The organism is Variovorax sp. GW821-FHT10B04 (genome assembly GCF_059415645.1).
The window spans coordinates 1-21,713 of the sequence record NZ_JBWKNQ010000023.1 but is presented as its reverse complement, the minus strand read 5'-3'; the positions used below and the strand labels follow the sequence as shown (position 1 = coordinate 21,713).

Genomic DNA, 21,713 nt, shown 5'->3' with positions numbered 1-21,713 from the left:
GTCTCCCGCAGCGAAATCAAGGAGGAGCCGACGAAGTCGGCGGGGGACATTCGCGGAGGGAGATACCCCGTGGCCTCCGCACGCGCCCCGGACAGCAATCCGCCGGAGAGCAGCCTGCCGACCAGCAACCCGCCGAACGCAAACCAGCACACAGAGAAGCGCGCCTGCCGATGAAGAATCCAAGACGCCGCCAGTCCTACGAAGGTGTGGCCGTGGCCGTGCCGGTCACCGTGCCTTACGTGCGCCATTCGACGCACGGCGCGCACTGGTTCCTCGGCCAGGCGGTCGATGCGTTGCTGAAATCGAGCGGCCTCGACAAGTCCGCCATCGACGGCCTCTGCGTCAGCAGCTTCTCGCTCGCGCCCGACACCGCCGTCGGCGTGACACAGCACCTCGGCCTGTCGCCGCGCTGGCTCGACCATGTGCCGACCGGCGGCGCGTCGGGCGTGATGTGCCTGCGCCGGGCGGCGCGCGCGGTGCAGGCGGGCGATGCCGACGTGGTCGCCTGCGTGGCGGCCGACACCAACCATGTCGACTCGTTCCGCCAGACGCTCGGCGCCTTCAGCGACTTCGCGCGCGACGCCACCTACCCCTATGGCGCGGGCGGGCCGAACTCGATCTTCGCCTTCATCACCGCCAACTACATGCGCCAGTTCGGCGCCACGCGCGAGGACTTCGGACGCATCGCGGTCGACCAGCGCAGCAACGCGCTGCTGAACCCGAACGCGATGTTCAAGAAACCGCTGACGCTGGCCGAGTACATGGCCGCGCGGCCGATCTCCGATCCGATCCACCTGTTCGACTGCGTCATGCCTTGCGCCGGCGCCGAGGCCTTCCTGGTGATGACCGAAGAGCGCGCACGCGACCTCGGCCTGCCGCATGCGGTGGTGCGCGGTGCCATCGAGCGCCACAACGCGTATGCCGAAGACCCGGTGATGGTGCGCGGCGGCTGGGCCGTCGATGCCGACGAGCTGTATGCGCAAGCCGGCGTGACGCCCGCCGACATCGACTTCGTGCAGACCTACGACGACTACCCGGTGATCGTGATGATGCAGTTCGAAGGGCTGGGCTTCTGCGCGCACGGCGAGGGCCCGGCCTTCGTGCGTGCGCACGGCATGACGCATGCGGGCAGCTTCCCCAACAACACCAGCGGCGGCCAGCTCTCGGCCGGCCAGGCCGGTGCGGCCGGCGGCTTTCTCGGCATGACCGAGGCGATCCGCCAGCTCACCGGCGCGGCCGGTCCGCGGGCCGTGAAGGACGCCGCGCTCGGCGTGGTCGCCGGCTTCGGCATGGTGACCTACGACCGCTGCCTGTGCACCGGCGCGGTGATCCTCGGGAGATCGCAATGAAGCGCAACGACGACATGCACCGGGAGGCGCGATGACCATGCCCCTGATGCGCCCACCGCGCAAGAACCCGGTGCTGCGCACGCCGCAGATGAACCTGCCGTCCTGGGCGCGCGGCCGCGTGGCGCTGGGCATCACGGCGGCCGCCGCGGAAGGGCGCTTCGAACTGCAGACCTGCGAGGACTGCGGCACGGTGCAGTACCCGCCGCGCGAGGCCTGCTGCAAGTGCCTGTCGCCGCAGTTGCGCTGGCGCGAGCAGGACGGCGCGGGCCAATTGCTCGCGAGCACCACGCTGAGCCACAGCAACGACATGTACTTCCGCGAACGGCTGCCGTGGCGGCTGGGGCTGGTGCACCTGGACGCCGGCCCGACGCTGATGGTGCATCTGCACGGCGAGGTCGGCGAGGCGCCCGCGCGGGTGCGCGTCGGCGCGCAGCTCGACCGCGCGGGGCAGGCGGTATTGATCGGATTTCCGAAGGAAGGGAGCGCCCATATGGCCGACGACAGCATGCTCAGGGAAATGACCAGCGACCCGAAGTTCCGCAAGGTGCTGGTAACCGACGGCAAGACCGAGGTCGGCCAGGCGCTGGTGCGCGCGCTGGTCAAGGCCGGTGCCGACATCGTCTGGGTCGGCCATGCCGAACCGTGGAAGAAGACCGGCGGGCTGGACGACATCGCCGCGCTGCCGCAGGTCACGCTGGTGCCGCTCGACCTGACCAACGGCCGTGCCGTGACCGAACTGGCCGGCGAGATCGGCGGCAAGGTCGACATCGTGATCAACAACGCCGAGGTGCATCGCAGCTTCGGCATCGGCGGACGCCGTGGCACCGACGTGGCGCGCGCCGAGATGGACATCAACTACTTCGGCCTGCTGCGGCTGGCGCAGGAGTTCGGACCGGCGCTCAAGGGCCGCTCGGCCGACGGCGCGACCGGTGCGACGGCCTGGGTCAACCTGCTGTCGATCTATGCGCTCAGCAACTTCCCGCCGCACGGCACCTTCAGTGCGTCGAAGGCCGCGGCGTATTCGCTCGCGCAATGCCTGCGCGCCGAGATGCGGCCCGCGGGCATCCGCGTGGTCAACGTGTTCCCGGGACCGATCGACGACGAATGGAACCAGCAGATGCCCGCGCCCAAGCTCGCGCCCGCGACGCTGGCGAACGCGATCGTGAAGGCGCTGCGCGACGGTGTGGAAGACGTGTACCCGGGTGAGGTCGCGCAGGAGTGGCTCGAACGCTGGCGCGACAACCCGAAGGTTCTCGAACGAGAACTGGCCTCCGGTGGCTGACGAACGAGACGACGACATGAATCCAACGACCGAAACGATGTCCACCGCCCAGATCCTCGGCGGCCTGGTGGGCGCGCTGGCCAGCGGGCGCATCCGCGTGATCGACCTCACGCAGACGCTCACGCCCGAGTTCCCGCAGATCGCGCTGCCGCCCGAGATGGGCCAGTGCTGGCCCTTCCGCATCGAGGAGGTGTCGAAGTACGACGAGCGCGGACCGGGCTGGTACTGGAACAACTTCTCCTGCGGCGAGCACACGGGCACGCACTTCGATGCACCGATCCACTGGATCTCGGGCCGCGACCTGCCGAACAACTCGGTGGACACGATCCCGGTGCAGAACTTCGTGGCACCGGCCTGCGTGATCGACTGCTCGGCCGAGGCCACCGCCGACCCCGACTACCTGCTCACCGTGGCCGACATCGAACGCTACGAAGCCGCGCATGGCCGCATCCCGAAAGGCGCCTGGGTGCTGATGCGCACCGACTGGTCGAAGCGCCAGGACCCCGAGGCGTATCAGAACTTCGACGAGACCGGCCAGCACACGCCCGGCCCGGGCACGGAGGCGGTGCGCTTCCTGGTCGAGCAGCGCGACGTGCTGGGTTTCGGTTCGGAGGCCATCGGCACCGACGCGGGCCAGGGCTACCACCAGCGCCCGCCCTATCCGTGCCACTACTACATGCACGGCGCCGGCCGCTACGGCCTGCAGTGCCTGAGCAACCTCGACCTGCTGCCGCCCGCGGGCGCGGTGCTGATCTGTCCGCCGCTGAAGATCGAGAAGGGCAGCGGGAGCCCGCTGCGGGTGCTGGCGTTGATCGGAGCGACGTCATGAGTGAGAACGACAAGCACGCGGCCACCACCACTGGCGAGAAGCGCCTGGTTGCCGCCGTCACCGGCGAGAAGCGCCCGGTCGCGGCCGTCACCGGCGGCAGTGCCGGTATCGGCAAGGCGATCTGCGAAGAGCTGCTCGCGCAGGGCTACGAGGTGGTCTCGCTCGCGCGCCGCAAGACGCCGATCGACCATCCGCGGCTGCACAGCATCGAGGTCGACCTGAGCGACCGCGCGGCCACGGCGCAGGCCGCGGCCGAGATGGCTCGGCGCTTCGAGGTCACGACGGTGGTGCACAACGCGGGCGTGATCCGCCCCGCGCTGCTGCCCGACGTGAAGCTCGACGACCTCGACATGCTGGTCGAGCTGCACCTGGGCTGTGCGGTGCAGCTGGTGCAGGCCGCGCTGCCCGCCATGCGTGCGCAGCACTTCGGCCGCATCGTGCTGCTGTCGTCGCGCGCGGCGGTCGGGCTGGCCACGCGCACCGCCTATTCGGCCACCAAGGCCGGCATGCTGGGCATGGCGCGCACCTGGGCGCTGGAACTCGCGGCCGACGGCATCACGGTCAACGTGGTGGCGCCGGGGCCGATCCGCACCGACATGTTCTACGACGTGGTCGAGGCCGGCAGTGACAAGGAGCGCGCGCTGGCTGCGTCGGTGCCGGTCAAGCGGCTCGGCGAATCGGCCGACGTGGCACGCGCCGTGCGTTTCTTTGCGGACCCGACCAGCAGCTTCATCACCGGCCAGGTGCTGTACGTGTGCGGCGGAACCAGCGTCGGCAGCCTCGCGCTGTGAATCTTTTGCTGTGTCGTGGCGCCAAGCTGGCCCATTTCTTGATGTAACTTCATCCTCCTCCTTCCACTTCCCAACCCGGAGCTTTTCGCCATGTCCCTCAAGCCACTCAAGTCCCTCCTGGCGCCCGTCGCACTCGCTGCGCTGGCCGCGCTGGCCGGCCCCGCCCTGGCGCAGGTGAAGGTCGGTGTCGTGACCTCGTCGACCGGCCCGACCGCGCTGGTCGGCATCTCGCAGAAGAACTCGGTGCCGCTGCTGCCGACCAAGATCGGCGACATCACCGTCGAATACTTCTCGCGCGACGACGCCAGCGATTCGACCAACTCGGTCACCGAGATCAAGAAGCTCATCAGCGAGCAGAACATCGATGCGCTGATCGGCCCGAGCGGCTCGCCCAACGCGATGGGCGTGATCCAGTTCGTCGCCGAAGCCGGCGTGCCGATGCTCGCACCGGTGGGCACCGCGGCCGTGGTGCTGCCGATGACCGAGCCGAAGAAGTGGGTCTTCAAGACCACGCAGAACGACGACATCATCGCCAAGGCACTGGTCGACCACATGGTCAAGGCCAAGGTCAAGACGCTGGGCCTGATCGCGCTGAACGACCCGTACGGCGAGAACTGGGTCAAGGTGGTGGGCGAGCTCACGGCCAAGGCCGGCATCAAGATCGTCGCGACCGAGCGCTTCCTGCGCACCGACACGTCGGTCACCGCGCAGAGCCTGAAGCTGCTGTCCGCCAGCCCCGACGCGGTGCTGGTCGCCGCTGCCGGCGGCCCGACCGTGCTGCCGCAGACCACGCTGGTCGACCAGGGCTACAAGGGCCAGATCTACCAGACGCACGGCGCCGCGCTGCCCGACTTCCTGAAGCTCGGCGGCAAGAAGGTCGAAGGCACGATCCTGGCCGCGAGCCTGATGCTCGTGCTGCCCGAGATCTCGGACAGCAACCCGTCCAAGAAGATGGCCGTCGACTACATCGCCGCCTACGAGAAGCTCAACGGCAGCAAGCCCGCGACCTTCGGCGCCAACGTGTACGACGCCGGCCTGCTGCTGCAGAAGGCGATCCCCATCGCCGCCGCCAAGGCCAAGCCCGGCACCAAGGAGTTCCGTGCGGCGCTGCGCGACGCGCTGGAGCAGACCAAGGAGCTGGTCGCCACGCAGGGCGTCTACAACATGACGCCGGCCGACCACAGCGGCTTCGACGACCGCGGCCGCGAGATGATCATCGTCAAGGACGGCACCTGGAAACTGCTGAAGTGATGGACGGGTACGCCGGAGCATGAACTTCCAGATTGCCGCGCTGCTGGGCCAGGATGGCATCACCAATGGCGCGATTTATGCGCTGCTGGCGCTGTCCATCGTCCTCGTTTTCACCGTCACGCGCGTGCTGCTGATCCCGCAAGGGGAGTTCGTCGCCTACGGCGCACTCACGATGGCCGCCGTCCAGGCCGGCCAGACCACGGGCGTGGTCTGGCTGCTGGTCGGGCTGTGCCTGGGCTCGGCCGCGATCGACATCGCGCTGCGCCTGCGCGGCAGCGACCGCGCGCCACCGCTGCGATGGTTGTTCGCAGCCAAATTCATCTATCCGGCGCTGCTCGTGGCGCTGGTCTACAAGCTGCCGTTGGCGACGATGCCGATGGCCGCGCAGATCGCGCTGACGCTCGCGCTGCTGGTGCCGATCGGCCCGCTGCTCTATCGCCTGGTGTTCCAGCCGATCGCGGATGCGCCGGCGCTGGTGCTGCTGATCGTGTCGATCGCGCTGCACGTGTCGATGGTCGGTGTCGGCCTGCTGGTGTTCGGCCCGGGCGGCGCGAGCACCACGCCGCTGATCGACGCGACGCTGGAGTTCGGCAACATCCGCATCAAGGCGCAGACGCTGTGCGTGATCGCGGTGGCGCTGGCGCTGATCGGCGCGCTCTACCTGATGTTCGGCCGCACGCTGTACGGCAAGGCGCTGCGTGCGGCGGCCATGAACCGCAACGGCGCACAGCTCATGGGCATCTCGCCGGTGTTCGCCGGCAAGGCCACCTTCTTCCTGGCCACGCTGATCGGCGTGATGTCGGGAATCCTCATCGCGCCCATGACCACGATCTACTACGACTCGGGCTTCATCATCAGCCTGAAGGGCTTCGTCGGCTCGATCATCGGCGGGCTCGTGAGCTACCCGGTCGCGGCCATCGGCGCCGTGATCGTCGGGCTGATCGAGGCCTTCTCGGCCTTCTGGGCCAGCGGCTACAAGGAAGTCATCGTGTTCACGCTGATCATCCCGGTGCTGCTGTGGCGCTCGCTCACCAGCAAGCACGTGGAGGACGAGGAATGAAGAAGGGTCTTCTCGTCTTCGTCCTGCTGCTGGCCGTCGCACCCTGGGTGGTGCCGCCGTTCTACGTCACGCTGCTCAACTACATCGGGCTGTACGGCCTGGTCGCGCTCGGCCTGATGCTGCTGACCGGCGTCGGCGGCCTCACCAGCTTCGGGCAGGCGGCCTTCGTGGGGCTCGGCGCCTACACCACGGCGGCGCTGTCGACCGGCGTGATCGAGCTGCCGGCGGCTTTCGCATGGAGCCAGCATTCGCCCTGGATCGCGCTGGCCGCGGGCCTGCTGCTCACGCTGGCGGTCGCGCTGATCCTGGGTGCGCTCACGCTGCGCCTGTCGGGCCACTATCTGCCGCTGGGCACCATCGCCTGGGGCATCAGCCTGTACTACATGTTCGGCACCTTCGAGCGGCTCGGCGGGCAGACCGGCATGTCGGGCATTCCGCCGATCTCGGTGTTCGGCTATCCGCTCACCACGGCCAACCAGATGTACTACCTGATCTGGGTCTTCGCACTGGTCGCCGCGCTCACCACGCAGAACCTGCTCGACTCGCGCCAGGGCCGCGCGATCCGCGCGCTCAAGGGCGGCGTGGTGATGGCCGAGGCGATGGGCGTGAACACCGCGCGCTCGCGCATGGTGATCTTCGTGATCGCGGCGCTGCAGGCCTGCGCGTCGGGCTGGCTGTATGCGCACCTGCAGCGCTTCGTCAATCCGTCGCCGTTCAGCCTGCAGTACGGCATCGACTACCTGTTCATGGCGGTGGTGGGCGGCGCCGGCCAGGTCTGGGGCGCGTTCCTGGGCGCGGGCGTGATCACCGTGCTCAAGCAGTGGCTGCAGGACCTGCTGCCCAGCCTGCTCGGGCGCACCGGCAATTTCGAGATGATCGTGTTCGGCGCGCTGCTGGTGCTGCTGCTGCAGCGCTCGCGCTCCGGCCTGTGGGGGTTGCTGGCGCGCCTCGTCGCCAAGGTGCTGCCCCAGCGCACGGTGCAGCGTGCGGCGCCGGCGTCGGCCGAGCCGCTGCCGCGGCGCGCGATGCCGCCGCGCGGCGAAGTCGTGTTGCAGGCCAAGGCCGTGACGCGCCGCTTCGGCGGGCTGGTCGCCAACAACGCCATGGACCTCACGGTGCATGCAGGCGAGATCCTCGCGCTGATCGGCCCCAACGGCGCGGGCAAGAGCACGATGTTCAACCAGCTCTCGGGTGTCGACACGCCGACTTCGGGCGAAGTGCTGTTCCGCGGCCAGGCCATCACCGGCCGCGACTCGCGCGACATCGCGCGGCTCGGACTGAGCCGCAGCTTCCAGCATGTGCGGCTGATGCCCGAGATGAGCGTGCTCGAGAACGTCGCGATCGGCGCGCACCTGCGCGGTTCGCGCGGCGTGCTGGCGTCGGCCTGGCGGCTCGACCGCGCCGAAGAGAAGCGGCTGCTGGCCGAGGCCGCAGTGCAGGTCGAGCGCGTCGGGCTCAAGGAGCACATGTACGCCGACGCCGGCTCGCTGGCGCTCGGCCAGCAGCGCACGCTGGAGATCGCGCGGGCACTGGCCAGCGACCCGTCGCTGCTGCTGCTCGACGAGCCCGCGGCGGGCCTGCGGCTGCAGGAGAAGCAGGCGCTCGGCGAGCTGCTGCGCAAGCTGCGCGGCGAAGGCATGGCGATCCTGCTGGTGGAGCACGACATGGACTTCGTGATGGGCCTGGTCGATCGCGTGGTGGTGATGGACTTCGGCCAGAAGATCGCCGAAGGGCTGCCCGACGAGGTGCAGAAGAACCCGGCGGTGCTCGAGGCCTATCTGGGCGGGGTGGACGAATGACGACGGCGGCGCAAGTGCAAAAGATCCTGGACGTGCGCAAGCTCACGGTGTCGTACGGCAAGGTGGACGCGCTGGTCGACGCCGACCTGAGCGTCGGCGCGGGGCAGATCGTCACGGTGATCGGCCCCAACGGCGCCGGCAAGACCACGATGCTGTCCGCCGTGATGGGCGTGCTGCCGTCGCGTGGCGAGATCGAGCTGGACGGCGTGGTGCGCCGTTCGCCGCAGGTCGAGCAGATGGTGCGCGCCGGCATGACGCTGGTGCCCGAGAAGCGCGAGCTGTTCGCCGGCATGAGTGTGGAGGACAACCTCGCGCTCGGTGCGTTCGACCGCTACCGCCGCGGCCTGCGCGACCAGGCCGAGACGCTGGCCGAGATCTTCGTGCTGTTCCCGCGGCTGCAGGAGCGGCGCACGCAGCTGGCCGGCACGCTGTCGGGCGGCGAGCGCCAGATGCTCGCGATCGGCCGCGCACTGATGGCGCGGCCGCGCCTGCTGATGCTCGACGAGCCTAGCCTGGGCCTGGCGCCGCTGATCGTGCGCGAGATCTTCCGCATCATCGCGGCGCTGCGCGAGCGCGGTGTGTCGATCCTGCTGGTCGAGCAGAACGCGCGCGCGGCGCTGCAGGTCGCCGACTACGCCTACGTGCTCGAGACCGGCGCCATCACGATGCACGGCCCGGCCGCGCAGCTCGCGAAGGACCCGCGCGTCGTCGAGGCCTACCTGGGCCTGGCCGGCAAGCACCAGGACCTGTTGGCCGGATGAAGGCGACCAAGCGCCTGCGGGCGCCCCTTTTTTTACCCAGATCGTTGAGGTCTGAATCTTTGACTTTTCATGTAAGGAACCCCATGACTGCACTGAATCGAACTGCTTCGGCCATCGGCATCGCCGTGGCGCTTCTCGCCGCGACCGCGAGCTCGGCCGCGCTGGCCGCCGATCTCAAGGTCGGTTTCATCAGTTCGCTGTCCGGTCCGGTGTCGGCACTCGGCATTCCCTACGAGAAGGGCATCCGCGCGGCGATCGCCGAGCATCCGATGCTGGCCGGCCACAAGGTCGAGCTGATCGTGCTCGACGACGCGTCCGACCCGACGACCGCCGGGCGCAACGCGCGCAAGCTGGTGGTCGACGACAAGGTCGACGTGCTCATCGGCACGTCGGGCGTGCCGGGCGCGATGGCGATCGCCGCCGTCGCGCGCGAACTGAACGTGCCGCTGATCTCGCCCACACCGGTGACCATTCCGGGCCCCGAAGGCGCGTGGGTCGTGACGAACTCGCAGTCCTTCCCGATGATGGTCTCGGCCGTGGTCGACCGAATGAAGAAGTCGGGCGTGAAGACCGTCGCCTTCATCGGTTTCTCCGACGCGCTGGGCGACCTGGCCTACGACTCGCTCGTGAAGAGCTGCGAGGCCGCGGGCATCAAGGTGGTGGCGAACGAACGCTATGCGCGCAGCGACTCCTCGGTGGCCGGCCAGGTGCTGAAGATCGTCGCCGCCCGGCCCGACGCGGTGTTCGCCGGCAACTCCGGCACGCCGGGGGCGCTGCCCTATCTCGGCCTCGCCGAGCGCGGCTACAAGGGCCAGCTCTATGGCACGCACGGGTTGATCAACGCCGACTTCGTGCGCGTCGGCGGTGCCTCGATCGAAGGCCTGCAGGTGCCCAGCGGCCCGGTGCTGGTGGCCGACCAGCTGCCCGACAGCAATCCGATCAAGAAGGTGTCGATGGCCTACCGCGCCGCCTACCAGAAGATCTACAACGTGGTGCCGACCGACGCCTTCTCGTCGTACACCTACGACTCGTACCTGCTGCTGGCCGACGCGGCCTCGCGCGTGAAGGCCGAGCCCGGCACGCCGCAGTACCGCACGGCACTGCGCGACGCCATCGTCACGACCAAGGAGCTGGTGGGCACGCATGGCGTCTACAACTTCAAGCCCGACGACCGCTACGGCTCGGACCAGCGCGCGGTGGTGATCGTGCGCATGGAGAAGGGCCAGTGGAAGCTGGTTCCCTGAGCGCGCACGAACTGCAGGCAACCGACGAGGAGATCATGCAAAGGACGTTTCAATGACGTGGGACGTGGCACTCATCCTGGGCGTCGACGGGCTTGCCAACGGCGCCGTCTACCTGCTCGCCGGACTGGGCCTGGTGTTGATCTTTTCGGTCACGCGGGTCGTCTTCGTGCCCTTCGGCGACATCGCGGCCTTCACCGCGCTGACGCTGGCCGCCTTCGAGACCGGCCGCGTGCCGCCGACCATCGGGCTGGTCATGGTGCTGGCTGCGCTGGCGACCGTGACCGAGGTCGCGAGCCTGCTGCGCCGGGGCGAGAAGGCGCGCATTCCGCGGGCCGTGGCGGCCTGGGGCCTGCTGCCGCTGGTGCCGTGTGCGTTGGCGTGGGGCGCGGCACGCGCGGGCATGCCGCCCGCGGTGCAGATCCTCGCCACGCTGCTGCTGGTGGTGCCGATCGCACCGCTGCTGGCACGCGTGGTGTTCCAGCCCATCGCCGATGCGTCGGTGCTGGTGCTGCTGATCGTGTCGCTCGCGCTGCACTTCCTGATGTCGGGTGTGGGCCTGCTGTTCTTCGGGCCGGAGGGCTCGCGCACGGCGCCGCTCGCCGGTGGCGTCATCACCCTGTTCGACGGCTTCACCGTGAGCGGGCAGGTGCTGCTGATGGTCGGCTCGGCCGTGGTGCTGAGCGGCCTGTTCTTCCTGGTGTTCGAGCGCACGGTGGCGGGCAAGGCATTGCGCGCCACGGCCGTCAACCGGGTGGGCGCGCGGCTGGTCGGCATCCGGCCGGCGCGCACGGCCCTGCTGGCCTACGGCTGCGCGTCGCTGCTGGCCGGGCTGATCGGCGTGCTGATCGCGCCGGTCACCACGATGTATTACGACTCGGGCTTCATCATCGGCTTGAAGGCCTTCGTGGCGGCCATCATCGGCGGCCTGGTGAGCTACCCGATGACGGCGGTCGGCGCGCTGGCGGTGGGCCTGGTCGAGAGCTTCGCGTCGTTCTGGAGCGGTGCCCTGAAAGACGTGATCGTCTTCAGCCTGCTGATCCCGGTGCTGATGCTGAGGTCCTTCATGACCCGGCATGCCGAGGAAGACGAAGAGGAGGTGGACGAATGAAGCGCTTCCTCTTCAGCCCGCGCGCCTGGGCCGTCGCCATCGTCGTGCTGCTGGCCTTGGCGCCCGCGCTGGTCGGCAACTTCACCGTGTCCCTGCTGAACGACATCGGCATCGGCGCACTGGTCGCGCTGGGGCTGGTGCTGCTCACCGGCATCGGTGGCGCGACCTCGTTCGGGCAGGCCGCCTTCGTCGGCATCGCGGCCTATGCGACCGCCTGGCTCACGACCGTGCAGGGCCTGTCGCCCTGGCTGGGGCTGCTGTTCGCGCTGCTGCTCACGGGGCTGTCGGCACTGGCGATCGGCATGCTCACGCTGCGGCTCGGCGGGCACTTCCTGCCACTGAGCACCATCGCCTGGGGGCTGTCGATCGCGATGCTGTTCGGCAACGTCGACGCGCTGGGGCGCCACACCGGGCTGTCGAACATCCCCGCGCTGTCGATCGCAGGCTGGTCGCTGGCCGAGCCGCGCGCGATCTACTACCTGATCTGGGTCGTGGTCGGGCTGGCCTTCCTGTTCAGCTACAACCTGCTGGCCTCGCGGCCGGGCCGCGCGATCCGCAGCCTGCGCGGCGGCGCCACGCTGCTGGCCAGCGTCGGCGCCGATGCGTACCGCGTGCGGCTGTCGCTGTTCGTCACGGCGGCGCTGTTCGCCGGCCTCGCGGGCTGGCTCTATGCGCACATGAACCGCTTCGTGAGTCCGTCGCCCTTCGACGTGCGCGCCAGCATCGAGTACCTGCTGATGGCGGTGGCCGGCGGCCTGGGCCAGCTGGCCGGCGCGCTGGTCGGCGCGGCGCTGGTGATGGTGCTGAAGAACGGACTGCAGGACGTGCTGCCCCTGCTGACGCAGAACGCGGGCCAGCTGGAGGCGGTGACCTTCGCTGCGCTCTTCATCCTGCTGCTGCACTTCGCGCGCGGCGGGTTGATGGGCTTCGTGCGGCGCTGGTCGCGGCGCCGGGCGCGCGTGGCGCCGCACGCGCCGCTGGCCGCCGTGGCGCCGCTGCCGCAGCGTGCACTGCCGGCGCGCGGCACGCCGATCCTGTCGGTGCAGGGCGCCGTCAAGCGCTTCGGCGGGCTGGTGGCGGTCAACGACGTGAGCTTCGACGTGAAAGCCGGCGAGATCGTCGGCCTCATCGGGCCGAACGGCGCGGGCAAGTCGACCATGTTCAACCTGCTGACCTGCACCATGCCGATGAGCGCGGGCCGGGTGCGCTTCATGGACCGCGACATCGCCGGGCTGCCGCAGCGCGCGGTGGCGCGGCTCGGCCTGGCGCGCACCTTCCAGCACGTCAAGCTGCGGCCGCAGATGAGCCTGCTCGACAACGTCGCGCTCGGCGCGCATTCGCGCACGCGTGCCGGTGTGCTCCAGGCCGGCCTGCGGCTCGATCGCACCGAGGAACGGCAGATCCTGCAGGAGGCCCGGCGGCAGCTCGATCGCATCGGTCTCGGCGACCGGGCCCACGAGCTCGCGGGCAGCCTGCCGCTGGGCACGCAGCGCATCCTGGAGATCGCGCGTGCGCTGGCCGCCGACCCGGTGCTGCTGGTGCTCGACGAGCCCGCCGCCGGCCTGCGCCGCAAGGAGAAGATGGCGCTCGGCGAGCTGTTGCGCAAGCTGCGCGGGGAAGGCGTGACGATCCTGATCGTCGAACACGACATGGACTTCGTGATGAAACTGGTGGACCGGCTGGTGGTGATGAATTTCGGCGCGAAGCTCGTCGAAGGCGTGCCGGCCGCGGTGCGTGCCGACGAGCGCGTGCAGGCCGCCTATCTGGGGAGCGTCGTATGAGTTCGGCGGTGAAGGCGGGCACGCCGATGCTGGAAATCGGTGACCTGCATGTGGCCTACGGGCAGGTCGAGGCGGTGCGCGGCGTCACGCTGAGCCTGCAGCCGGGCCAGATCATCTCGGTGATCGGTCCGAACGGCGCGGGCAAGACCACGCTGCTGGCCGCGGCCATGGGCCTGCTGCCGTCGCGCGGCACGCTGCGCTTCGAAGGCGAGGACCTGCGCGGGCTCGACGTGGAGGCGCGGGTCGAGCGTGGCCTGTGCCTGGTGCCCGAAAAGCGCGAGCTGTTCGGCGAGCTGACGGTGCTCGACAACCTGCAGCTCGGTGCCTATGCGAAGCGCCTGCGCGGCGACGCCATGAAACGCCGGCTGCAGTCGGTGTACGACCGCTTCCCGCGGCTGGCCGAGCGCCGCACGCAGCGCGCCGACACGTTGTCGGGTGGCGAGCGGCAGATGCTGGCGGTCGGGCGTGCGCTGATGTCGGCGCCGCGCCTGCTGATGCTCGACGAGCCGAGCCTGGGGCTGGCGCCGCTGATCGTGCGCGACATCCTGGCGATCGTGCGCGGGCTGCGCGACGACGGCGTGTCGATCCTGCTGGTCGAGCAGAACGCGCGCGCCGCGCTCGAGAGTTCCGACCATGGCTTCGTGCTCGAAACGGGCGAGATCGCGCTATCGGGCGCCTCGAAGGATCTCGCGGGCGACGCGCGCGTGCAGGCGACGTATCTCGGTGGCGGCGCGCACGACGACGCGTGACGGGTAAACCCGCGCTCTTTCCATCCCGCCAAAGCGTCGGCTAAACTCGCCGCTCCATGTTCATTCATCACGTCATCCAGACAGGTCAAGGCAGCCGGGGAGCCTGGCCTTGGCGTACGCCATCGTTGCTGTCTGTTTGATTGCACGGCGCACGCCGTGCGCCCGTGGCCTCCGTCCGCACGATGCGGGGCCTGATTCCTGAATGACACTGCCAGCGGCCAACCTCCGCGCCCTGGCTGATGGAGACCTCCCGTGATCACCGAACTCGAATTCAAAAGCCTCAGCGCGCAGGGCTACAACCGCATTCCGCTGATGGTCGAGGCCTTTGCCGACCTCGAAACCCCGCTCTCGCTGTACCTCAAGCTTGCGCACACCAAGGACGGCGGCAGGTACAGCTTCCTGCTCGAATCCGTGGTCGGCGGCGAACGCTTCGGCCGCTACAGCTTCATCGGCCTGCCGGCCCGCACGCTGATCCGTGCGAGCGGCTTCGGCGCCGCGGCCCGCACCGAGGTCGTGACCGACGACAAGGTCGTCGAGAGCGCGGACGGCAATCCGCTCGACTTCATCGCCGCGTATCAGAAGCGTTTCAAGGTCGCGCTGCGGCCCGGCCTGCCGCGCTTCTGCGGCGGACTGGCCGGCTACTTCGGCTACGACGCGGTGCGCTACATCGAGAAGAAGCTCGAGGCGTCCTGCCCGCCCGACACGCTGGGCTGCCCCGACATCATGCTGCTGCAGTGCGAGGAGCTGGCCGTCATCGACAACCTGTCGGGCAAGCTCTACCTGATCGTCTATGCCGACCCGGGCCAGCCCGAGGCGTATGCCAACGCCAAGCGCCGGCTGCGCGGGCTGCGCGAACAGCTCAAGTACTCGGTCAGTGCGCCGCAGGTGAAGCCGTCGCAGGCGCACCCGGCCGAGCGGTCCTTCGCCAAGGCCGACTACATCGCGGCCGTGGAGCGTGCCAAGGAACTGATCGCCGGTGGCGACTTCATGCAGGTGCAGATCGGCCAGCGCATCAGCAAGCGCTACACCGAGTCGCCGCTGTCGCTGTACCGCGCGCTGCGCTCGCTGAATCCGTCGCCCTACATGTTCTATTACAACCTGGGGGATTTCCATGTGGTCGCGGCCTCGCCGGAAATCCTGGTGCGCCAGGAGAACACGCCCGATGGCGAGCAGAAGGTGACGATCCGTCCGCTGGCCGGCACGCGTCCGCGCGGCGCCTCGCTGGAACTCGACAAGGCCGCGGAGGCCGAACTCATCGCTGACCCGAAGGAGCGCGCCGAGCACGTGATGCTGATCGACCTCGCGCGCAACGACATCGGCCGCATCGCCAAGATCGGCAGCGTGAAGGTGACCGAGGCCTTCGCGGTCGAGCGCTACAGCCACGTGATGCACATCGTGAGCAACGTCGAAGGCACGCTGAAGGACGGCATGACCGCCATCGACGTGCTGAAGGCCACCTTCCCCGCGGGCACGCTGACCGGCGCCCCCAAGGTGCACGCGATGGAACTGATCGATCAGCTGGAGCCGACCAAGCGCGGCATCTACGGCGGCGCCTGCGGCTACATCAGCTACGCCGGCGACATGGACGTCGCCATCACCATCCGGGCGGGTCTCATCAAGGATCAGATGCTGCATGTGCAGGCCGCGGCCGGCGTGGTGGCCGATTCGGTGCCCGAGCTCGAATGGAAAGAGACCGAGGCGAAGGCGCGCGCACTTCTGCGTGCCGCGGAACTGGTGGAAGAGGGACTGGAGTGAACGCGATGAACGAGATACAGAACGATTTTTCGCACGAGATCATCGGCGCGGCCGTCGAAGTGCAGCGGGTGCTCGGCACCGGCCTGCTCGAGCAGGCGTATTCGTCGGCGCTGGCGATCGAGCTCGCAGAACGCGAGATCGGCTTTGCGCGCGACGTGCCGCTGTCGGCGGCCTACAAGGGCCGGTCGCTCGGCGAGGTGTACCGCGCGGGCTTCGTGATCGAGCAGTCGGTCATCGTCGAACTCCGAACGGTCGATGCGCTGAACGAGCTGCATCGTGCGCAGGTCATGGCTGCGCTGCGCGTGTCCGGCCTCAAGCTGGGGCTGCTGATCAACTTCAACGTGTTCCCCGTCGTGAAGGGCGTGCACCGGATCGTGAGCAAGCCATGAAGCTCCTGATGATCGACAACTACGATAGCTTCACTTACAACATCGTCCAGTACTTCGGTGAACTGGGCGCCGAGGTCGAAGTGCAGCGCAACGACGAGATCAGCGTGGCGCAGATCGGCGAGCGCATCGCCGCCGGCACCGCGCGGCTGGTGATATCGCCCGGGCCGTGCTCGCCGGCGGAGGCGGGCGTTTCGGTGGCGGCGATCCAGGCCTTTGCGGGCAAGCTGCCGATCCTCGGCGTCTGCCTCGGCCATCAGGCGATCGGCGCCGCCTTCGGCGGGCGCATCGTGCGCGCGCAGCAGCTGATGCACGGCAAGACCAGCGAGATCACGACCACGCGCGAAGGCGTGTTCGCGGGTCTGCCCGAGAAATTCGTGGTCAACCGCTACCACTCGCTGGCCATCGAGCGCGCGAGCTGCCCCGAGGCGCTGGCCATTACCGCGTGGACCTATGACGGCGAGATCATGGGTGTGCGGCACACCGGCTTTGCGCACGAAGTGCGCGTCGAGGGTGTGCAGTTCCATCCCGAGTCGATCCTCACCGAGCATGGCCACGCCATGCTCAGAAACTTTCTCGAATGAATGCCATGACCCGACCCGTCGACCTGCGCAGCGACACCGTCACCCAACCCACGCGCGCGATGCGCGACGCCATGGCGGCCGCGCCGCTCGGCGACGACGTCTTCGGCACCGATCCGAGCGTCAACGCGCTGCAGGAGAAGGTCGCCGCCATGCTCGGCTTCGAGGCGGCGCTGTTCATGCCGACGGGCACGCAGAGCAACCTCTGCGCGGTGCTGTCGCACTGCGGCCGGGGCGACGAATACATCGTCGGCCAGCAGGCGCATTGCTACCGCTGGGAAGGCGGTGGCGCGGCGGTGTTCGGCAGCGTGCAGCCGCAGCCGCTCGACCATGCCGCCGACGGCACGCTGCCGCTTGCGCAGATCGAGGCGGCCATCAAGCCCGACGACGCGCACTTCGCGCGCACCCGGCTGCTCGCGCTGGAGAACACGCTGGGCGGCAAGCTGCTGCCCTTCGGCTATGTCGAGGCCGCGACCGGCCTGGCGACGGCGCATGGCCTGCAGCGGCATCTGGACGGCGCCCGGCTCTTCAATGCCGCGACCGCGCAGGCGGCGCAGACCGGCCGCGGCGTGCGCGACGAGGCGCGCCGCATCGCGCAGTGCTTCGACAGCGTGTCGGTCTGCTTCAGCAAGGGGCTGGGTGCGCCGGTCGGGTCGGCGCTGTGCGGGTCGCGCGAGCTGATCGCGCGGGCGCACCGCATCCGCAAGATGGCGGGCGGTGGCATGCGCCAGGCCGGCCTGCTGGCTGCAGCGGCCTCGCATGCGCTCGACCACCACATCGACCGCCTGGCGGACGACCATGCGCTGGCGCAGCGGCTGGCGGCAGGACTGGCGGGTATCGACGGCCTCTCGGTCGAGGCGCCGCACACCAACATCGTGTTCGTCGATCTGGCGGATGCGCTGAAGCCGAAGTCCTCCGCGCTGATCGAGCAACTCGCGGCCGAGGGCATTCTGGCGACCGGCCTCTATCGGCTGCGCTTCGTGACGCACCTCGACGTCGATGCCGCTGGCGTCGATCGCGCGGTGGCGGCGATCCGGCGTTTCTTCGGGGCGTGAACGCCCAGCTCCCCCACCCCCAGCAACTCGCAACGAAAGAAGCGCGATGCCCGACACACCGCACCTCCTGGCTTTCATCGCCGCCGGCCTGCTCCTGAACGTCACGCCCGGGCCGGACGTGTTCTTCGTGATCACGCATGCGTTGCGCCGCGGCATCGGCGCCGGCCTCATCGCGTCGCTGGGCATCGCGGCCGGCTGCTGTGTGCACATCGTGGCCGCGGCGGTGGGCGTGAGCGCCTTGCTGGCGGCATCGGCGACGGCGTTCACCGTACTCAAGTGGGTGGGTGCTGCCTACTTGGTCTATGTCGGCGTGATGATGATCGTTGCACGCAAGAAGAGCGGAGATGGCGTGGTTCTGGGGCAGTCGGCCGAGCAGGCCGAGCACGGCGGCGCATCCGCGGAGTCGCTCGCTCGCGTGTTTCGTCGCGGCTTCTGGACCAACGCGCTCAACCCCAAGGTCGCGCTCTTCTTCCTGGCTTTCGTGCCGCAGTTCATTGCGCACGATGCGGCCCATCCGTCGCTCGCCTTCCTGGCGCTCGGCCTGCTGTTCAACTTCAACGCGCTGTGGGTCAATTTCGGCTGGGCCTGGGCGGCAGCCTGGATGGCGCGGCGCGTCGGCGCCGTGCAGCGCGGTCTGCGCTGGCTCGAGCGTGCAGCCGGCGCGATCTTCATCGGCTTCGGTGTCCGGCTTGCGTTCTCGGACAACCCGCTTTCCGCCCCGATTCATTGACCCATCGATCCATCGACCCTTCAGGGAGACAAGAGACATGCCCATCACCCCCCAGGAAGCGCTGCAGCGCACCATCGAGCACCGCGAAGTGTTCCACGACGAGATGCTGCACATCGTGCGGCTCATCATGAGCGGCGAATGCTCGCCGGTCATGATGGCGGCGCTGATCACCGGCCTGCGCGTCAAGAAGGAAACCATCGGCGAGATCACCGCCGCCGCGCAGGTGATGCGCGAGGTCGCGACCAAGGTCTCCGTGGCCGACACGACGAACCTGGTCGACATCGTCGGCACGGGTGGCGACGGCTCGCACACCTTCAACATCTCGACCTGCTCGATGTTCGTGGCCGCCGCTGCGGGCGCCAAGGTCAGCAAGCACGGCGGGCGCAGCGTGAGCAGCAAGTCGGGCAGTGCCGATGTGCTGGAGTCGCTGGGCGTCAACATCAACCTGAAGCCCGCACAGATCGCCCAGTGCATCGCCGACGTCGGCATCGGCTTCATGTTCGCGCCCAACCACCATCCGGCGATGAAGAACGTGGCGCCGGTGCGCAAGGAGCTGGGCATCAAGACCATCTTCAACATCCTCGGCCCGCTGACCAATCCGGCGGGCGCGCCGAACATCCTGATGGGCGTGTTCCACCCCGACCTGGTCGGTATCCAGGTGCGCGCGCTGCAGCGGCTCGGCGCCGAGCATGCGCTGGTGGTCTACGGCCGCGACGGCATGGACGAGATCTCGCTGGGCGCCGCCACCATGGTGGGTGAGCTGAAGAACGGCGAAATCCGCGAATACGAACTGCATCCCGAGGACTTCGGCTTTGCGATGTCGAGCAATCGCGCATTGCGGGTCGAGACGCCGGAGCAGTCCAAGGCCATGCTGCTCGGCGTGCTCGACGCGCAGCCTGGTCCAGCCGGCGATATCGTCGTGCTGAACGCCGGCGCCGCGCTGTACGCTGCGGGCGTGGCCGACAGCATCGCCGGCGGCGTGGCGCGTGCGCGTGCCGTCATCGAATCCGGTGCGGCCAAGGCCAAGCTGGCCGAGCTCGTCGCCGCGACCCAGGCGGCTTGAAACCGAATCCGAACTTCTTTCGAACCTATGTCCGACATCCTCAACAAGATCGTTGCCGTCAAGCGTGAAGAGGTCGCCGCGGCCCTGCGCAAGACCCCACTGGAGTCGATTCGCTTCGACGCCGAAAGCCGCGTGCTGACGCGTGACTTCGTGGGCGCACTGCGCGCGAAGGTCGACGCCGGGCAGGCCGCGGTGATCGCCGAGATCAAGAAGGCCAGCCCGAGCAAGGGCGTGTTGCGCGGCGACTTCATTCCGGCCGACATCGCGCAGAGCTATGCGGAGGGCGACGGCGCCATCAGTGCCGCCTGTCTCTCGGTGCTGACCGACAAGCAGTTCTTCCAGGGCGGCATCGACTACCTGAAGCAGGCGCGCGCGTCGTGCGACCTGCCGGTGCTGCGCAAGGACTTCATGATCGACGCGTATCAAATCTACGAATCGCGCGCGATCGGCGCCGATGCGGTGCTGCTGATCGCGGCCTGCCTCGACGACGCGCAGATGCGGGACTTCGAGGCGATCGCGCTGGGGCTCGGCATGGCGGTGCTGGTCGAGGTCCACGATGCCGCCGAGCTCGACCGTGCGCTGCGACTGAAGACGCCGCTGATCGGCGTCAACAACCGCAACCTGCGGACCTTCGAGGTGTCGGTGCGCAACACGATCGATCTGCTGCCGAAGATTCCCCCGGGGCGCATCGCGGTGACGGAGTCGGGCATCGCCACGCGCGCGGAGGTCGCCACGCTGCGCGCCGCGGGCGTGCACGCGTTCCTGGTCGGCGAGACCTTCATGCGGGCGGACGAACCGGGCGAGGCGCTCGCGGAGTTGTTCCGGTGAGCGCGCCGACGCAACTGACGAGTTGCAATCCGGCGGACTGGCCCGTGGCGCCCGGCTGGCAGCCGCTGGTCGATGAGTTCTTCGCGAGTGCGCCTGGCCGCAAGCTGCTCGGCTACCTGCGCGAACGGCTCGATGCCGGGGCCGTGATCTTCCCGCCGAAGCCGCTGCGTGCGCTGGAGCTGACGCCGCCCGAGAAGGTGCGCGTCGTGATCCTGGGGCAGGACCCCTATCACGGCCGTGGCCAGGCCGAAGGGCTTGCGTTTTCCGTCGCGCCAGGGGTGGCTTTGCCGCCTTCGCTGAGGAACATCTTCAAGGAATTGCAACGCGATCTCGGTACGCCGATGCCGACCTTCCCGGAGCCTGGCGGCAGCCTTGTCAAGTGGGCCACGCATGGTGTGCTGCTGCTGAACACCTGCCTGACCGTGGAGGAGGGGCAGGCGGCCAGCCATTCGGGTCGGGGCTGGGAGGTTCTCACGGATGCGGTGATCCGCCATGTGGCGCAACGCGACCAGTCGGCGCTCTTCATGCTGTGGGGTTCGCATGCGCAGAGCAAGCGGGCGCTGATTGATGCGCAACGTCACAAGGTGCTGGTTGCGAACCATCCGTCGCCCCTGTCGGCGTTGCGTCCGCCCCTACCGTTCATCGGCTGCGGACATTTTGGTGAGGCAAAACGCTGGCGCGAGGCGAAACAACGCTAAACCGCTGGTACATTTCTCATGTCTGCGGAATGAGATGCAGCGCAAGATGTTCGACAAACGAATTCAAGCGTGCTATATTCCGCGGTTCGCCGGAGAGGTGGCCGAGTGGTTAATGGCAGCAGACTGTAAATCTGCCCTCTTACGAGTACGCTGGTTCGAATCCAGCCCTCTCCACCAGCGAAGATTTTTGGTTGATTGCAGATGATCGAGAGCGCCTGATTTGCACGCGCACGAGATGTTTCGCAGCGTTGCGGAGCGTCACGATGCGGGAGTAGTTCAATGGTAGAACCCTAGCCTTCCAAGCTAATGACGCGGGTTCGATTCCCGTCTCCCGCTCCAGTCTCTGTGTCGGTAAGCGTCCCGTTTTGCGGGGCGTGGTTGGTAAGAACAGGCCCTTTTGGCTCAGTGGTAGAGCACTCCCTTGGTAAGGGAGAGGTCGCGGGTCCGATTCCCGCAAAGGGCACCAGTTATGGGGTTGCGCGACGCATGCGCAACCCCATTTGAATGTGTTGAATCCAGTTATTTTTCGGAGTCGAAAAAATGGCAAAAGGTAAATTCACCCGCACCAAGCCCCACGTGAACGTGGGCACGATTGGTCACGTGGACCATGGCA

General features: G+C 68.4%; 20 protein-coding genes, 3 tRNA genes and 1 pseudogene. All 24 read left to right on the top strand.

What is annotated here, in order from left to right; all coding sequences use genetic code 11:
- Positions 1-170 precede the first annotated feature (170 nt).
- On the top strand, positions 171-1,349 hold the full coding sequence (locus tag AC07PZ_RS31540; protein WP_495299132.1) for a thiolase family protein: 1,179 nt from the start codon (positions 171-173) through the stop codon (positions 1,347-1,349).
- Positions 1,350-1,380: 31 nt separating this feature from the next.
- The gene (locus tag AC07PZ_RS31535; protein WP_495299131.1) at positions 1,381-2,631 is read left to right on the top strand and encodes an SDR family NAD(P)-dependent oxidoreductase; all 1,251 of its coding nucleotides are present in this window, start codon (positions 1,381-1,383) and stop codon (positions 2,629-2,631) included.
- A gap of 16 nt (positions 2,632-2,647) precedes the next feature.
- A complete protein-coding gene (locus AC07PZ_RS31530) occupies positions 2,648-3,460 on the top strand; it encodes a cyclase family protein (RefSeq protein ID WP_495299130.1) in 813 nt (270 codons plus the stop codon).
- Complete coding sequence (locus AC07PZ_RS31525) at positions 3,457-4,251, top strand: SDR family NAD(P)-dependent oxidoreductase (RefSeq protein ID WP_495299129.1); 795 nt, start codon at positions 3,457-3,459, stop codon at positions 4,249-4,251. Before AC07PZ_RS31530 ends, AC07PZ_RS31525 begins: the two co-directional genes overlap by 4 nt.
- Positions 4,252-4,341: 90 nt before the next feature.
- Positions 4,342-5,502, top strand: a complete 1,161-nt coding sequence (locus AC07PZ_RS31520) for an ABC transporter substrate-binding protein (RefSeq protein WP_495299128.1) — start codon at positions 4,342-4,344, stop codon at positions 5,500-5,502.
- 19 nt (positions 5,503-5,521) lie between these two features.
- Positions 5,522-6,562 carry a branched-chain amino acid ABC transporter permease gene (locus tag AC07PZ_RS31515; protein ID WP_495299127.1) on the top strand — a complete coding sequence of 347 codons (1,041 nt, stop codon included), beginning with the start codon at positions 5,522-5,524 and terminating at the stop codon, positions 6,560-6,562.
- Positions 6,559-8,361 (top strand): branched-chain amino acid ABC transporter ATP-binding protein/permease, encoded by a 1,803-nt coding sequence (locus AC07PZ_RS31510; RefSeq protein ID WP_495299126.1) that lies wholly within the window; start codon positions 6,559-6,561, stop codon positions 8,359-8,361. Before AC07PZ_RS31515 ends, AC07PZ_RS31510 begins: the two co-directional genes overlap by 4 nt.
- A gap of 14 nt (positions 8,362-8,375) precedes the next feature.
- On the top strand, positions 8,376-9,122 hold the full coding sequence (locus tag AC07PZ_RS31505; RefSeq protein WP_495299125.1) for an ABC transporter ATP-binding protein: 747 nt from the start codon (positions 8,376-8,378) through the stop codon (positions 9,120-9,122).
- An 83-nt stretch (positions 9,123-9,205) separates the two neighbouring features.
- Complete coding sequence (locus AC07PZ_RS31500) at positions 9,206-10,366, top strand: ABC transporter substrate-binding protein (RefSeq protein ID WP_495299124.1); 1,161 nt, start codon at positions 9,206-9,208, stop codon at positions 10,364-10,366.
- 52 nt (positions 10,367-10,418) lie between these two features.
- On the top strand, positions 10,419-11,474 hold the full coding sequence (locus AC07PZ_RS31495; RefSeq protein ID WP_495299123.1) for a branched-chain amino acid ABC transporter permease: 1,056 nt from the start codon (positions 10,419-10,421) through the stop codon (positions 11,472-11,474).
- Positions 11,471-13,255, top strand: coding sequence for a branched-chain amino acid ABC transporter ATP-binding protein/permease (locus AC07PZ_RS31490; protein WP_495299122.1), 1,785 nt, complete (start codon positions 11,471-11,473; stop codon positions 13,253-13,255). The genes AC07PZ_RS31495 and AC07PZ_RS31490 overlap by 4 nt, the downstream gene beginning before the upstream one ends.
- Positions 13,252-14,004 carry an ABC transporter ATP-binding protein gene (locus AC07PZ_RS31485; RefSeq protein ID WP_495299121.1) on the top strand — a complete coding sequence of 251 codons (753 nt, stop codon included), beginning with the start codon at positions 13,252-13,254 and terminating at the stop codon, positions 14,002-14,004. The genes AC07PZ_RS31490 and AC07PZ_RS31485 overlap by 4 nt, the downstream gene beginning before the upstream one ends.
- Positions 14,005-14,256: 252 nt before the next feature.
- Positions 14,257-15,759 (top strand): anthranilate synthase component I, encoded by a 1,503-nt coding sequence (gene trpE, locus AC07PZ_RS31480; RefSeq protein ID WP_495299120.1) that lies wholly within the window; start codon positions 14,257-14,259, stop codon positions 15,757-15,759.
- A gap of 5 nt (positions 15,760-15,764) precedes the next feature.
- Positions 15,765-16,148 carry a GxxExxY protein gene (locus AC07PZ_RS31475; protein WP_495299119.1) on the top strand — a complete coding sequence of 128 codons (384 nt, stop codon included), beginning with the start codon at positions 15,765-15,767 and terminating at the stop codon, positions 16,146-16,148.
- Positions 16,145-16,729, top strand: a complete 585-nt coding sequence (locus AC07PZ_RS31470; protein ID WP_495299118.1) for an aminodeoxychorismate/anthranilate synthase component II — start codon at positions 16,145-16,147, stop codon at positions 16,727-16,729. The genes AC07PZ_RS31475 and AC07PZ_RS31470 overlap by 4 nt, the downstream gene beginning before the upstream one ends.
- 5 nt (positions 16,730-16,734) lie before the next feature.
- A complete protein-coding gene (gene ltaE, locus AC07PZ_RS31465; protein WP_495299117.1) occupies positions 16,735-17,781 on the top strand; it encodes a low-specificity L-threonine aldolase in 1,047 nt (348 codons plus the stop codon).
- 46 nt (positions 17,782-17,827) lie between these two features.
- Positions 17,828-18,511 (top strand): LysE family translocator, encoded by a 684-nt coding sequence (locus AC07PZ_RS31460; protein WP_495299116.1) that lies wholly within the window; start codon positions 17,828-17,830, stop codon positions 18,509-18,511.
- Between the two features lie 37 nt (positions 18,512-18,548).
- Complete coding sequence (gene trpD, locus AC07PZ_RS31455; protein WP_495299115.1) at positions 18,549-19,574, top strand: anthranilate phosphoribosyltransferase; 1,026 nt, start codon at positions 18,549-18,551, stop codon at positions 19,572-19,574.
- Positions 19,575-19,601: 27 nt separating this feature from the next.
- Positions 19,602-20,402: an indole-3-glycerol phosphate synthase TrpC gene (gene trpC, locus AC07PZ_RS31450; RefSeq protein ID WP_495299114.1), complete on the top strand. Its 801-nt coding sequence runs from the start codon at positions 19,602-19,604 to the stop codon at positions 20,400-20,402.
- Positions 20,399-21,100, top strand: coding sequence for a uracil-DNA glycosylase (locus AC07PZ_RS31445; protein WP_495299113.1), 702 nt, complete (start codon positions 20,399-20,401; stop codon positions 21,098-21,100). Before trpC ends, AC07PZ_RS31445 begins: the two co-directional genes overlap by 4 nt.
- Before the next feature lie 91 nt (positions 21,101-21,191).
- Positions 21,192-21,277: transfer RNA gene (locus AC07PZ_RS31440), tRNA-Tyr, on the top strand.
- An 88-nt stretch (positions 21,278-21,365) separates the two neighbouring features.
- Positions 21,366-21,439: transfer RNA gene (locus AC07PZ_RS31435), tRNA-Gly, on the top strand.
- A gap of 52 nt (positions 21,440-21,491) precedes the next feature.
- Positions 21,492-21,566: transfer RNA gene (locus tag AC07PZ_RS31430), tRNA-Thr, on the top strand.
- A gap of 74 nt (positions 21,567-21,640) precedes the next feature.
- Positions 21,641-21,713: pseudogene (locus AC07PZ_RS31425) on the top strand (GTP-binding protein); the annotation flags it as partial.

Coding starts and splice junctions, on each gene's coding strand:
- AC07PZ_RS31490 (WP_495299122.1), top strand. CDS start 11,471: ATGAAGCGCTTCCTCTTCAGCCCGCGCGCCTGGGCCGTCGCCATCGTC.
- AC07PZ_RS31460 (WP_495299116.1), top strand. CDS start 17,828: ATGCCCGACACACCGCACCTCCTGGCTTTCATCGCCGCCGGCCTGCTC.
- trpC (WP_495299114.1), top strand. CDS start 19,602: ATGTCCGACATCCTCAACAAGATCGTTGCCGTCAAGCGTGAAGAGGTC.
- AC07PZ_RS31495 (WP_495299123.1), top strand. CDS start 10,419: ATGACGTGGGACGTGGCACTCATCCTGGGCGTCGACGGGCTTGCCAAC.
- AC07PZ_RS31530 (WP_495299130.1), top strand. CDS start 2,648: ATGAATCCAACGACCGAAACGATGTCCACCGCCCAGATCCTCGGCGGC.
- AC07PZ_RS31500 (WP_495299124.1), top strand. CDS start 9,206: ATGACTGCACTGAATCGAACTGCTTCGGCCATCGGCATCGCCGTGGCG.
- AC07PZ_RS31510 (WP_495299126.1), top strand. CDS start 6,559: ATGAAGAAGGGTCTTCTCGTCTTCGTCCTGCTGCTGGCCGTCGCACCC.
- AC07PZ_RS31515 (WP_495299127.1), top strand. CDS start 5,522: ATGAACTTCCAGATTGCCGCGCTGCTGGGCCAGGATGGCATCACCAAT.
- ltaE (WP_495299117.1), top strand. CDS start 16,735: ATGACCCGACCCGTCGACCTGCGCAGCGACACCGTCACCCAACCCACG.
- AC07PZ_RS31475 (WP_495299119.1), top strand. CDS start 15,765: ATGAACGAGATACAGAACGATTTTTCGCACGAGATCATCGGCGCGGCC.
- AC07PZ_RS31485 (WP_495299121.1), top strand. CDS start 13,252: ATGAGTTCGGCGGTGAAGGCGGGCACGCCGATGCTGGAAATCGGTGAC.
- AC07PZ_RS31520 (WP_495299128.1), top strand. CDS start 4,342: ATGTCCCTCAAGCCACTCAAGTCCCTCCTGGCGCCCGTCGCACTCGCT.
- AC07PZ_RS31535 (WP_495299131.1), top strand. CDS start 1,381: ATGACCATGCCCCTGATGCGCCCACCGCGCAAGAACCCGGTGCTGCGC.
- AC07PZ_RS31525 (WP_495299129.1), top strand. CDS start 3,457: ATGAGTGAGAACGACAAGCACGCGGCCACCACCACTGGCGAGAAGCGC.
- trpD (WP_495299115.1), top strand. CDS start 18,549: ATGCCCATCACCCCCCAGGAAGCGCTGCAGCGCACCATCGAGCACCGC.
- AC07PZ_RS31540 (WP_495299132.1), top strand. CDS start 171: ATGAAGAATCCAAGACGCCGCCAGTCCTACGAAGGTGTGGCCGTGGCC.
- AC07PZ_RS31470 (WP_495299118.1), top strand. CDS start 16,145: ATGAAGCTCCTGATGATCGACAACTACGATAGCTTCACTTACAACATC.